Annotated in this window: 12 protein-coding genes; 2 read left to right on the forward strand and 10 right to left on the reverse strand. The window is 68.5% G+C overall.

Going from position 1 to position 12,521, the window contains the following annotated elements:
* Positions 1 to 9: 9 nt before the first annotated feature.
* From CRP45_RS09355 to CRP45_RS09380, 6 genes are all read right to left on the reverse strand, one after another.
* A complete protein-coding gene (locus CRP45_RS09355) occupies positions 10 to 1,026 on the reverse strand; it encodes an SCO2522 family protein (RefSeq protein WP_245910032.1) in 1,017 nt (338 codons plus the stop codon).
* 33 nt (positions 1,027 to 1,059) lie between these two features.
* Positions 1,060 to 1,977, reverse strand: a complete 918-nt coding sequence (locus CRP45_RS09360) for an SCO2523 family variant P-loop protein (protein WP_097244787.1) — start codon at positions 1,975 to 1,977, stop codon at positions 1,060 to 1,062.
* Positions 1,978 to 1,980: 3 nt separating this feature from the next.
* The gene (locus tag CRP45_RS09365) at positions 1,981 to 3,840 is read right to left on the reverse strand and encodes an SCO2524 family protein (protein WP_067789400.1); all 1,860 of its coding nucleotides are present in this window, start codon (positions 3,838 to 3,840) and stop codon (positions 1,981 to 1,983) included.
* 277 nt (positions 3,841 to 4,117) lie between these two features.
* Positions 4,118 to 4,969 (reverse strand): TIGR02569 family protein, encoded by an 852-nt coding sequence (locus CRP45_RS09370; protein WP_067789395.1) that lies wholly within the window; start codon positions 4,967 to 4,969, stop codon positions 4,118 to 4,120.
* 163 nt (positions 4,970 to 5,132) lie between these two features.
* A complete protein-coding gene (gene moeZ / locus CRP45_RS09375) occupies positions 5,133 to 6,317 on the reverse strand; it encodes an adenylyltransferase/sulfurtransferase MoeZ (RefSeq protein WP_097244788.1) in 1,185 nt (394 codons plus the stop codon).
* A 94-nt stretch (positions 6,318 to 6,411) separates the two neighbouring features.
* Positions 6,412 to 7,605 carry a DUF3152 domain-containing protein gene (locus CRP45_RS09380; protein WP_342747006.1) on the reverse strand — a complete coding sequence of 398 codons (1,194 nt, stop codon included), beginning with the start codon at positions 7,603 to 7,605 and terminating at the stop codon, positions 6,412 to 6,414.
* A gap of 184 nt (positions 7,606 to 7,789) precedes the next feature.
* On the opposite strand from CRP45_RS09380, the gene fasR reads away from it, so the two are divergent.
* Complete coding sequence (gene fasR, locus CRP45_RS09385) at positions 7,790 to 8,479, forward strand: HTH-type transcriptional activator FasR (protein WP_097244790.1); 690 nt, start codon at positions 7,790 to 7,792, stop codon at positions 8,477 to 8,479.
* Between the two features lie 95 nt (positions 8,480 to 8,574).
* Here fasR and CRP45_RS09390 read toward each other — a convergent pair whose 3' ends face one another.
* Positions 8,575 to 8,802, reverse strand: coding sequence for a DUF3107 domain-containing protein (locus CRP45_RS09390; RefSeq protein WP_067789386.1), 228 nt, complete (start codon positions 8,800 to 8,802; stop codon positions 8,575 to 8,577).
* Positions 8,803 to 8,957: 155 nt separating this feature from the next.
* Positions 8,958 to 9,506, reverse strand: a complete 549-nt coding sequence (locus CRP45_RS09395) for a YceI family protein (RefSeq protein ID WP_097244791.1) — start codon at positions 9,504 to 9,506, stop codon at positions 8,958 to 8,960.
* Between the two features lie 102 nt (positions 9,507 to 9,608).
* Here CRP45_RS09395 and CRP45_RS09400 point away from each other — a divergent pair, with 102 nt between their 5' ends.
* Positions 9,609 to 10,448, forward strand: coding sequence for a helix-turn-helix transcriptional regulator (locus CRP45_RS09400; RefSeq protein ID WP_097245410.1), 840 nt, complete (start codon positions 9,609 to 9,611; stop codon positions 10,446 to 10,448).
* 88 nt (positions 10,449 to 10,536) lie between these two features.
* Here the strand turns inward: CRP45_RS09400 and CRP45_RS09405 are convergent, their stop codons facing one another.
* Together CRP45_RS09405 and CRP45_RS09410 are read right to left on the reverse strand one after the other, a co-directional pair.
* Positions 10,537 to 11,229: a ferritin-like fold-containing protein gene (locus CRP45_RS09405; protein ID WP_067789381.1), complete on the reverse strand. Its 693-nt coding sequence runs from the start codon at positions 11,227 to 11,229 to the stop codon at positions 10,537 to 10,539.
* A gap of 134 nt (positions 11,230 to 11,363) precedes the next feature.
* On the reverse strand, positions 11,364 to 12,410 hold the full coding sequence (locus CRP45_RS09410) for an alpha/beta fold hydrolase (protein WP_097245411.1): 1,047 nt from the start codon (positions 12,408 to 12,410) through the stop codon (positions 11,364 to 11,366).
* Positions 12,411 to 12,521: the final 111 nt, after the last annotated feature.

Raw genomic sequence — 12,521 nt, forward strand, 5'->3', positions numbered from 1 at the left:
GCCGACCCGTCAGGATCCCGGCAGGAGCACGTGCCCCAGCCGCTCGGTGACCTTGCGCGGCACGGTGACGCCCTCGGCCACACCGCTCCAGATCGCTTCATCGATCACCGCGTCGTCCACCTTGACGTGGGCGAGGATGACCCGGACCGCGTGCTCGATCTCCACATAGCGGTGCGGCAGGATCGACATCGATTCGAAGGCCGAGAACGGATCCGCCTCCGGGTTCAATCGCACCACGGTCGGCAGGTCGCGCCAGCTCTCCGGCCAGCCCGCCGCCGGGTCCCACTCCTGCGGCTCGGCGACGGCCGCGCCTTCGTAGCGAAGCATGCCGAGCCGGAGCAGCTGCCATATCGAAGCGAGGAACGGACACGACCACACCCGCTGCTGCCCGGGCCGCGCCCTGGTCTTCTTCGTCGGCGGAGCCCACAACTGTGCGTCGAGGAAAATGGAATGCTCACGCCGCCCGTATTCCTCGGCAGGCCGGTACTTTTCGAGACGCATCGCCTGCTGTGGCTCGTCGTCGGAGGAACGGCGGCCATTGCACAACCATCCGGAGACGTCGGTAGGCGGTCTACGGCCGGTCGTGTTCTGTACCGGCTCGGGCACAACGCGCGCGGACACCATCTCCGCCAACGGAATCCGAATGCCCGTGGCGACGCCATCGGTATAGACCGGCGCCTCGAAACATCCTTCCTCACGCGCCAGGTAATCGATGCGCATATCGCATTCCGCGGCCGCGGCCAAGAGCTTGCCGATGATCCGCGCCGGGTCGGTGTCCGGCCCGAAGTAATCGTCGACAAGAAAGCAAGTACTGACTTTCGTGTTCCTGCCGTATCGGCGCCTGACTTTGGCCTCGATGAAATCCAGGTACTCCTTGACTTCCCGGAATTGCGCCCTGATCCGATCCTCACCATTGGTGAGATCGTTCATGTAGAAATGCCCCACTTCGATGGATACATGCGACATCGGCACCGCGGCGATTCGTGCGCTCGCGGTCGCCTCGCTGTACCGTGCGGCGATGTCCACTGGCAGTCCAGACCTTTCCTGTGCTGGTGTAGATCAGAACGTTTCCCACACGGCGGGATCGGTGAGCCTGCGGGCGAGTTCGCCGAACGCGCCGACCGTCGTCTCGTTCGCTATCTGCGCGTCGACGTCCGCGTCGACGAGAACTTGCTCGCGCCACTGCAGGACCGGCTCCATCGGCGTCTCGCCGAGCAGCGTGTCGGCACCGAGCTTCTTGACCGAGGCGAGCCGCTTGAGCGCCTGATGCTGCTCGAGCAGCCACCGGGCCTGGGCGGGTTTCTCGCTGCTCGCGCCGCGGAACGGGTCGGGTACCGCGGTCCGCACATACCGGATCGATTCGGTGAGGTGCACCAGGTCGTGCCCGTACTCGACGCCGGAGCTGAGCAGGCCGTTCGGACCGTGCACCAGGGCGCTGGTCGCCATGATGTGCTGGCGCGTCCACCGGTGGAAGACCAGCCACCGCGACACCGCGCCTGCCAGCTGCCGCCGCGCCGTCGCCTGCAGCACCAACTGCGCGGCTGCCGAGCGCCCTGCGCTGAGATCGACCAGGACGACGTGGAATTCGGACAACGCCTCCGTCAGCAGGGCGAGGCAGCGCTCCACCATGTCGTGACCCGCGCCGAGAAATTCCGCGCCGCCCTCGTCACCGGGAAAAAGGACCAGCTTTCCGGATCGGGTCGGCATCTGCCGCAATGCGCCGCGATCCGATTTCGCGCGCACGTCGACCCGTGTCGCGGTGCCCTTCTCCCCCAGCAGATAGCTGTGTAATCCAGCGCCGCCGGAAACGCCACGTTCGACCGCGCTGACTTCGAAGAGCGCGCCTGCCGTCGGCGAACCGAAGTCGAAATCGAGGTAGGCGACGTTCTTTCCGCCGAGACACAAACGGTAGGCGAGATTGCAGCTGGTCACCGATCGGCCGGTGCCGCCCTTGTCCGATGTCGCGAAGACGAGCATGGATCAGCGGCTCCTCATCGCGTCCTGGTCCGCGTAGGACAGTTCCTCGAGTTCCTCCAGCGCCTTCATGGCCAAACTCGCCGAGGTACCCGGCTTCTCGGTGACCAGCTCGCGCGCCCGGTTCACCCGCCGCTCGATCCGCGCGAGGGCTCGGCGATTCGCCGAGTGGTCCACCGCGCTGACGCCGAGCAGTTCCTGGTTCAGCAGGTGCTCGGCCTCGCTCAGGTAAGCGACCGCGTCGTCCACCAGAGCCGGGGGACGCAACGGCAGCGAACGATAGGTGCGTGCGGCCGTGATCAGGCACTCGACGACGCGCTCGGTCAAATACCACGACGGCGCGGTCACGGCGGTGTCGTCGACACCGAAAGCACGCGCCGCGTCGTCCCACAGGCCCGTGGCGGGACCCTCCTGGATCTTCCTCGCTTCGAGGTGCTGCATCACCGATTTCGCCAACTCCATCAGGCGGTGCCGGGCGGTGACGTTGCCCGACAGCCGCGCCGCCTGCAGGATGCGTTTGAGCAGAACCGGCGCGTAGTCCGAGACGACCCAGGCCAGTCGCGGGCCGTCGTCCACCTTCTCCGAGCCGACGAGCGACATCGGCACGCCGGGGACGTGCAGCTGCACGACCGGATCGTCGTGCGTGAAGCGACGAATGAGCTTGCCGCGCTTGGCCAGCTCGTCGAAGATGTCGACCGCCCTGGTCAGGTCCTCGTCGTTGGCGGTGCGGTTCACCAGATCCTGGATGAGCACGGCGGAGACCACGAGACTGTAGTAGTCGGATTCCTCGCCGTCGGAGGTCCGCCACGGAATGTCTTCCAGTGGCCAGCGACCTGGGCCGAACCGCGCCACCGTCGACCAGTAGAGCTGGGTCAGATGCCAGCGGGTCTGCAACGCCTCGGCGAGCCTGCGCTGTTCGTCGTCGAGCAGGTCGAGCTGCCTGGTTCGCTGCGAGGTGAGGTCGTTGATGCCGTCCAACGCGACGACGGTGAAATACAGGTACGGCCGGGGGTCCGCGACACCGGAGCGACTCGCTATCCGTCGCGCGGAGAAATCGATGGTCGTCGCTCCGTCGACCACACCCCAGCTCCAGCCGCACTCGAAAAGCCTTTGCTCATCCCATAATTCGACACCGGGGATGGTGGCAAGAGTGACATCGCTGCGCAGCTGGGTCCGCACCGGTTCGAGAGCGCGGACCAGAGCGTCGAGCAGCAGCCGCTCGGGCATGCCGGTCTGGTTCATCATGCCCAGGATCGCTTGTCCCGCATCGTCTCTGGGATCGACGGTGTTCACGACGAAGCTGCGAAGCAGGCCGATCATCGCCGCGGTGAGCCGGGTGCCGACGTCACCGACGAGCGCCTCGATCCGGCGTTCGAGGGCGCGGGCTTCCTCGTAGGTCTGGCTCTTCACGTAGACCTGGTAGACCCGCAGGAAGCCGAGGGCCGCGATGCACAAGGTCAGCGACATCGAGTACGAATCGACGATCTCGATCGCGCGCTGTTCCTCGGTCGGCGGGACTTCCGCGCCGCCGCGCAGATAGCTCCCGGCCGCGAAGTTCGGTTCACCGTCCGGATCGGTGTAGCGCTGGACGTAATCCTCCAGCACCCGCACGATCACTTCGCCGATGCGCGGCGGTCCGCCCAGTGCTTCCAGTGCCGCCGCGACATCCTCGGCCGTGTCGTTCGGACGATCGAGGGAAAGCATGCTGATCTCGGTGGCCGGGTAGAGCAGGCAGAGCAGTTGTTCGGCGTCACTGATCGAATTCGGGGCCTCGCGTCCACCCCATTGCCACGCGCCGTCTCGATAGCACGTCGAGATCAGCGACTGCCAGACATTCAGAACCTGCTCGCGTGGCTTTATTCGCATCTGCCGCTGTCCTCACCCCATGTCGCAGTCCCCGAGATTCCACAAGGAAAGTCACGGACGCGAGTTCGTCAAAATTAGCACGATCGACGAGATCGCGCTCGGCTCTACACATTTCGAACAACACCGGTGCGGGACGACACCGAACCGGGTACTGCGGAAGAACCAGTGGGCGGCCGGATAGCTACGGCTTTCCGTCGAGCACATGAGCCGAAAACGCCGACATCGAGGTGCGCGGCGGAGCAGAGCTTAGCGCACCGCCGCCCAGCGCAGCTCGAATTCAGAGCATCAGCCGGACCATATCGGCGGTCCGCGCCAGCCCGGGAAAGGCTTCGGGGGTGGAGCGGGGATGCAGCGCGTGCACGGCGAGGCGGAACATGACGGCGCGCAACAGCATTTGGGGCCACTCCGGCAGATCGGACCAGCGGTCGAGCAGGCCTTCGTCGGCGCCGCCCCAGGAGAGCGCGTCGATGACGATGACGCCCGCGGCCCAGGCGGCGGGACGCCAGTACGGGGTGATGTCGGTGAGGCCAGGGCTTTGCGCGCCTGCGAAGAGGATGGTGCCGAACAGGTCACCGTGCACCAGTTGGGCCGGGGTACGCACCGGCTTGCGCAGCGTGGCGAGTTGGCCGATGAGTTCCATGCTGCGCTGCCCGTCGGGCGAGGTGGTCGGTACCGCGCCGCCCGCGCGCAGGCTGCGCAGCGGGACCGCCTCCCACGCGGCGCGATCGGCGGCAACGAAGACGTCCACGTCGACCCACGGCGTGACCGGCGGCTGCACGAGGAAGCGCGGGCGCTCCAGCCGCGTCGTCGCCTGGTGTAGCCGCAGCGAGATCGAGACGACCTCGTCGTGGCGCGCCTCGGGGCTGCCTTCCAGGTAGGTGTCGGCGCGCCAGCCCGACACCACGTAGCGACCGTCGGTGGCGCGCACCGGACGGGCCACGCGTAGCCCGTCGACCTTCAGCGTCTCGCGGATCTTCGCCGACCACGCCGCCCGCGCGTGATCGGCGACCGGGCTGAGCACCACGTCGCCGCAGCGCCAACCGCCGTCCCAGTCGCCGAGCGGGACCGGAGTCACTTCGCGCAGACCGAACGTGGCGCGCACGTGCTCGGGGGGTTCCACAGAAGTCACGGCCGTACGGTACCGCCGGTGCGGGGCCGGATTCGGACGCCGCGCCGGTCCGGTCGCGCGTCCGGCTACCGCGCGGATCCGGGCCCTGTACGGCCCGGATCCGTCCTCGGGTAGCGGTGTGCGTCCGCCGGGCGAACCCGCGCGGACACGAGTCCGTCGTCGCTCAGTAGACCGGCAGGCTGGTGTCGACCTGGTTGGCCCAGGCGACGATGCCGCCCTGCACGTGCGTGGCGTCGGAGAAGCCCGCGTTCTTGAGCACCGCGAGGGCCTCGGCGGAACGGATGCCGGTCTTGCAGTGCAGCACGATCGGCTTGTTCTGCGGCAGCTCGGACAGCGCCTCACCGGAGAGGATGCGGTCCTTCGGAATCAACCGCGCGCCCTCGATGTGCACGATGTCCCACTCGACGGGCTCGCGCACGTCGATGAGCTCGATGTCCTTGCCCGCGTCCAGCAGTTCCTTCAGCTCGCGCGCGGTGATGGTCGACCCGGCAGCGGCGGCCTGGCCCTCCTCGGACACCACACCGCAGAACGCCTCGTAGTCGATCAGTTCGGTGATCGGCTGACGTTCCGGATCGCGGCGCAGCTTGATGGTCCGGTAGCTCATGTCCAGTGCGTCGTAGACCATGAGACGGCCGAGCAGCGGCTCGCCGATGCCGGTGATCAGCTTGATCGCCTCGGTCACCATGATCGAGCCGATGGACGCGCAGAGCACGCCGAGCACGCCGCCCTCGGCGCAGGACGGGACCATGCCGGGCGGGGGAGCCTCCGGGTAGAGGTCGCGGTAGTTCAGGCCGCGGCCGTCGGGGGCGTCCTCCCAGAAGACCGAGACCTGGCCTTCGAAGCGATAGATCGAACCCCACACGTACGGCTTGCCCGCCAGCACCGCGGCATCGTTCACCAGGTAGCGGGTCGCGAAGTTGTCGGTGCCGTCGAGGATCAGGTCGTAGTCGCGGAACAGCTCGACCGCGTTCTCCGGCTCCAGGCGCAGCTTGTGCAGGCGCACGTCGATGCCGGAGTTGATCTCCAGGATGGAGTCGCGCGCGCTGTCGGCCTTGGGGCGGCCGATATCGGACTCGCCGTGGATGATCTGGCGCTGCAGGTTCGAGGAGTCGACCTCGTCGAACTCCACGATGCCGAGGGTGCCGACGCCCGCGGCGGCCAGGTAGAGCAGGGCGGGCGAGCCGAGACCGCCCGCGCCGATCACCAGCACCTTGGCGTTCTTCAGTCGCTTCTGTCCGTCCACACCCACGTCGGGAATGATCAGGTGACGGCTGTAGCGGGCGATTTCGTCCTTGCTCAGTTCCGCGGCCGGCTCGACCAGCGGCGGCAGGGACTTCGGTGATGACACGTCCAGGACTCCTCGAATCGAATTGGCCGATCGCGATGTGCAACGCGGACGATCGAACCGTTCTTCCCTCTATCGTCGCGCACCGCGCCGCCGATCAGCCGCGCGGGTACGGCCAGGGGTTGAATCGGCAGCGTTTGCCGTCCATCGGGACGACGCCGTCGGGATCGAGCGCGGCGATGTCGTTGTTCTCGGTGCCGAAGGTCTGCTGCATCATGATCGGCGCGAGTCCGCCGTCGGCCTCGCACGGCTGGTGCTGGTGGTAACCGATCGCGTGGCCGACCTCGTGGTTGATCTGGTACTGCCGATAGGAGCCGATGTCGCCTTCGAAGGCGGGCGCGCCGCGCACCCAGCGCACCTCGGAGAGCACCACCCGATCCAGATCGGCGTTGAAGCACGAGGAATCGATGGGGATGTCGAAACCGCAGGCCTTCCTGGTGGTTTGGCGCGAGGTCAGCGAGATGCGGAAATCCGGGTTGCCCTGATCGACGCGGCGGAACGCGAAGCGCTTGTCCTGGACCCAGCTCTTCGGATTGGCCAGCGTGCTGTCGATCATCTTGGCCACCGACTCGTCGCCGCCGAAGCCGGAGGTGTCGACGCCGTTCTCGATCTCGATGGTGTAGCTGAAGTGGTACTCCGTGCCCGCGCCGACCTCGGCGGTGCCGCCGGGGACCACCCGCCAGGTGCCCGCGCCGATCTCGGTGAAGGGGCCGCCGTCGGGCAGCGCGCCGGTGGGCAGATCGGCGGGGAACTGTCCGGCGCCGGGTGGTGCGCCGATGACGCCGGTGTTCGCGGCGGGCGGGCTGAGCCGACCGAAACTCGGGGCGGCGGTCGACCCGGCTGGGCTGCCGCCGCCGCGCACGGCGTCGGCGATCACGAGCACGGTGACCACGAACAACACGGGGAGGGCGTACGCGCGCCACCCGTAGGTGGACACGAAACGGCCGAGCGCGCTCTGCTTCTTGGCGTTGCGATCGGGTCGAGGGCCGCGGGAGCGATTCGGATCCGGCGCCGTCGGGTCCCAGCGCGCCCGAAGCGGCTGATGGGAGCGGTCGGCTGCCTGGTAGAGACCGAGAGGGTCGTAGATCTCGACGCCGTTGGCGTCGCGTGCTGCCGTCGGGGGTGTGGGCGCGGGTGCCGCGTCGTCGCCGTCGGGTTTCCGCGGCCACGGGTCGGTGCGGGTCCCGCGCTCGGGTCTGGATCGGCCGGGCCGATCTGGGATCCCGGACCGCGGTACAGCGCCCGATCGGGCAGCCGCACCCGAACGAGTTTCGGGACCGGACCTTGCCACGAGTTCTGAGCCTACGGAACCGGACGACCCAGAGCCAATGGGGGCCGAGCTCCGCTGTGCGCCACGTCTCACCCGCTGGACGAGATCGACAACCCCGATCGGCATGTGAGCTACAACCGGGTATCGTTCATTGGATACCCGGTGCACAACCCCTTTTGCCGGGGACTCGACTGGGAGAGCCGAAATGACTGACCTCGTGGACCGGATGACGTCCCGCAGAATGTCGTCCGAGGCCATGGCGCCGACCAAACGCGGTACGCGGTTGCCGCGTGACGAACGGCGGCAGCAGCTACTCCAAGCGGCGAGCGAGGTGTTCGTGCTGCGCGGTTATCACGCGGCGGGCATGGACGAGATCTCGCAGGTCGCGGGTGTCAGCAAGCCGGTGCTGTACCAGCACTTCACCAGCAAGCTGGAGCTGTACCTCGCGGTGCTGCAGAACTACGTCGACATGCTGGTGTCGAGCGTGCGCCAAGCGCTGCGCTCCACCACCGACAACCGTCAGCGCGTGCGCGCCGCCGTGCAGGCCTATTTCGACTTCGTCGACAACGAGATGCAGGGCTTCCGGCTGGTCTTCGAATCCGACCTGACCAGCGAGCCGCAGGTACAGCGCCGGGTGGAGCAGGCCACCGAGGCGTGCGTGGACGCGGTCTTCGACCTGGTCGCGCACGACTCCGGCCTCGATCCCTATCGCGCGCGCATCCTCGCCGTCGGCCTGGTCGGCACGAGCCAGTTCACCGCGCGCTACTGGCTGGAGGCGGACCGCCCGATCCCCAAGGACGAGGCCGTCGACACCACCGTCGCGCTGGCCTGGGGCGGTCTGTCGCACGTTCCGCTGCACCCGATCGACAACGCGGGCAACGCAACGCGCTTCTGATTCGGCGGCGCGGCTCCTGCCGCGCCCCAATCGCGAACGAGCCCTCGGGTTCTCGGTCATCAACCGGAACCCGAGGGCTCGTCGCGTAGAGGTCGTCAGACCGCGGCGAAACCGACCCGGCCGCTGGTGGCGGTGCCGATCTCCACGTAGGCGACCTTCGAAGCCTGGATGAGGAACTTGCGGCCCTTCTCGTCGGTGAGCGCCACGACGCCGCCGGTGCCGCTCAGCGCCTCGGACACCATCGCCTCGACCTCTTCCGGGGTCTGCCCGCTGTTGATCACGAGTTCGCGCGGGCTATCCGAAATACCGATCTTGACCTCCACGGCCAACCTCCGAACCTAGAGTCCTGTGCGGCGGTCGGACGTTCGCGTCCGCCCGAGCGCTCTTGCTGTCCGGTCCAAGGCTAGTGCAGGGCAACGGCCGCGCGGCACCGCACTGCCTACGCTGACCGCGAACAGCGATCCGGCCGAGCGGCCGGTCACTTGGGTTCGATCAGCTCGATATCCAGCTCGATCTTCACCGCGTCGCTGAGCATGCCTGGCATCGGGCCGCCGACGCCGAAGTCGGTGCGCTTGATGGTGCCGGTCGCCGAGAATCCGGCGTGCCGCTCGCCGGTCGGGCCGAAGTCCTGGACGCCGCCCCACTCGACCTCGAGGGTGACCGGCTTGGTGATCGCGCCGAGGGTGGCCTCGCCCTCGACGGTGAAGGTCTCGGCGATCGCCACCGGCCGAGGGGCGCGGAAGGTGAGCGTCGGCCGGTTGGCGACGTCGAGGAAGTCGGCGTTGCGGACGTGGGCGTCGCGGTCGGCGTTGCCGGTGTCGAAGGAGTCGAGGTAGATGGTGGCGCCGAGGGTGGCCGCGCCCGTCTCGTCGACGACGAACTCGGTCTCGAAGCGGGTGAACCCGCCGCGCACCTTCGAGATGCCGAGGTGGCGGATGGTGAACGCGACCGAGGAGTGGGCGGTGTCCAGCGCCCAGGATCCGGGCTTCAGCTGCTGGGCGGCGGTGGTTGCGGAAGTGTTCGTCATGCCATCGACCTTGTCCGGACCACCGTCCGGTAACCAGACCGCCGTTATCCTGGACCTCGCAGGGCGAGGATGAATGTCCGAGGACCGGGCACGATGGAGACCATGGCACGCAATGGTTTCGCCGAATTCCTCGTCGCCCGCCGCGGCGAGCTACGGCCCGCCGACGTCGGAATGCCCGAGGGCGGTAGGCGCCGGACGCCGGGACTGCGCCGCGAGGAGGTCGCGGTGCGGGCGGGTGTCAGCGCCGACTACCTGGCCCGGCTGGAGCAAGGCCGCGACACCAATCCGTCCGTCGCGGTGGTCGAAGCGCTCGCCGACGCACTGTTGCTCGATGGCCCGCAGCGCCACCACTTCGGGCTGCTCGCGATGGCCTCGGGCAACGAATCCCGTTGTCCGGGTAGCGAATCCCCGCGCGAACAGCTCGGCGAGACGATCAGGGCGGTGCTCGACGCGCTCCAGCCGACACCCGCCTTCGTCATCGGCAGACGACTGAACGTCCTCGGCTGGAACCCCGCGTGGGCCGACTTCGCGACGCCGCTCGGTCTGCTCGACGAGGACGGCGAAGCGAACCTGGCCTGGTACGTCTTCAAAGATCCGCGCGCCCGCCGAACGCTGCGCGACTGGCCTGCCGCTGCGGTCACCTTCGCGGACGCGCTGCTACGCGCGAAGGTGCGCTGGCCTGGCGACGCCGAATTGCTCGCGATGATCGAGGCGCTACGGCGCGAACCCGAGTTCCGCGAGCGGTGGAAGCCGCACCGGGTCGGCGACGGGCCGGTGTCGAGCCTGCTGAAGTTCGATCACCCGGTGCACGGCCCGGTCGACGTCCCGTTCGAAACGATGGAAACCGACCGCGACCAGAGCGTCGTCGTCTGGCTGCTCGACCAAGCCGCCACCCGCACCACCGGCCTACGACTGGTCCACACCCGCGCCGCGAACGAATAGGGCGCCGACCGAAGGTGACCGTGACCAGGTATGACCGACCGAAGGTGGCCTTTGGTCGGCGACCTGGTCCGGCCGTGGGCGGATCCGATCAGATGCCGAGGACCGCCATGCGCTCGGCGTGGCTGGTCTGCATGCGCTCGAACAGCGCGGCGATGCCGTTGAGATCGCCGGTGGCCGTGAGCACCAGGTCGGTGAGCTCGTCGCGCTGCGCCATGACGTACTGCGCCTGGGTGATCGCCTCGCCGAGCAGCCGCCTGCCCCACAGCGTGAGCCGGTCGCGCTCGGAGCGGCTGGTCGACACCGCGCGCCGCACCTCTTCGACAACGAACTCGGAGTGGCTCGTCTCGGCGAGCACGTCGTGGACGACGGTGGCGACCTCCGGCGACAGCGCGCCCGCGATCTCGCCGTAGAAGTCCGCGGCGATGCCGTCGCCGACGTAGAACTTCACCATCGACTCGAGCCAGGTCGAGGGATCGGTGGACGCGTGGTAGGCGTCGAGGGCCCTGACGAACGGCGCCATCGCGTCGAACACCTCGACGCCGCGCTCGGCGAGCGCCGCCTCGAGCGTCTTGAAGTGGTCCATCTCGGCGGACGCCATCTTCGCGACGGCCACCTTGCCGCGCAGGGTCGGCGACAGCTTGGCCTCCTCGGCCAGCCGGTAGAACGCGGAGATCTCACCGTAGGCGAGCACGGCGAACAGATCGGTCACACCGGGATGGTCCGCGGCGATGGGCGAGGTAGCCGGATCGAACGAAACGCCAAGTGTTGACTGTGCTCCCATGTGCCCTAGCGTAGCGGCGTCGGGGCGCGAGTGTTCGTCCAGCCGAACATTCGTCGGGTCGGTTTCGCGACGCTTGTCAGGGCGGCCGCCGGATCTACCCCCGGCTCACACCCGGCTCGATCCGGCGGCGGCGATCAGCCCAGTTCCGCGAGGAACTTGTCGAGGTAGGCCCACGTGGTGTCGCGGGCGGTATCACCGGTGAGGATGCCGAGGTGGCTACCGGGGGCGGTCTCGTAGCGGACCTCCGCGGCGCCGGTCAGCGTGCGGGTGCCCGCCTCGACGGCGGCGGCCGGGGTGATCACGTCGCTCGGCCCGCCGACCAGCAGCACGGGCGCGGTCACGTCGGCCAGCGCGATGCGCCGCTCGCCGAGCCGAACGACGCCGCGGCCGATGTCGTTGTTCAGGATCAGGCGGCCCCACAACTGGCCGTAGAAGCGGCCGGGGTAGCCCGGCATAGCCGCCATGAACCGGTCGATGGACTCCATCTTGGCCAGTGTCTCGGTGCGCGCGATGTTGCTCGCCACGAACCACGGCCTTGTCAGCTCGCGGTCCCACGCGGTGACCCGGTAGGCGGCGCGGGTGAGCCCGGCCGGAATGCCGCCCGCGGCCCTGACCGCGGTCGAGGTGGCGATGCCGCCGGTGAGCTTGGCGACCGCGCGCAGCTGCGGGATGCCAGTCATCTTGTCGTAGTCCAGCGGCGAGCCGACGGCGGTGATCGAGCGGATCGGCAGCTGCGCGTGCGCGGCGGCGGTGAGCAGCGCCAGCGTTCCGCCGATCGACCAGCCGACCAGGTCGACCGGCTTGCCGCCGACATCGGCGGAGGTGCGCATGATCGCCTCAGGAAGGATGTCGTCGAGCCAGTCCTCGAAGCCCATCTTGCGGTCGGCGAAGGTGATGTCGCCATAGTCGACGACGTAGGTGGCCCGGCCGCTGTCGCGCAGGAAGCGCGCCACGCTCTGACCGGGGCGCAGGTCGAAGCAGCTGGCCGGGGCCGCGAGCGGCGGGACGAGGAGCACCGCGGACGCGCCGTCGCTCGCGCCGCCCTCGTAGCGGCGCAGCTGTCGGTGCGGCTCGTCGCACAGCACCGTCGACGGCGCGGGGTCCGGCGCCTCGACACCCGAGCCGAAGGTCAGCGCCCAGGCGTTGCGGGCGGCGGTGGTGACGGTCTCTGCGATGCTCACCACAAGAATGTCTCACATGCCAGTACCGTCGGTAACAGGCAAGTCCGGTTTGCGAGGTTCCACGGCAACGCCGAGACCGCTCCGCCACGCCGTCGCGACCCGCCGGGCGCG

The sequence above is a fragment of the Nocardia amikacinitolerans genome (assembly GCF_900215415.1).
Lineage (GTDB): Bacteria > Actinomycetota > Actinomycetes > Mycobacteriales > Mycobacteriaceae > Nocardia > Nocardia amikacinitolerans.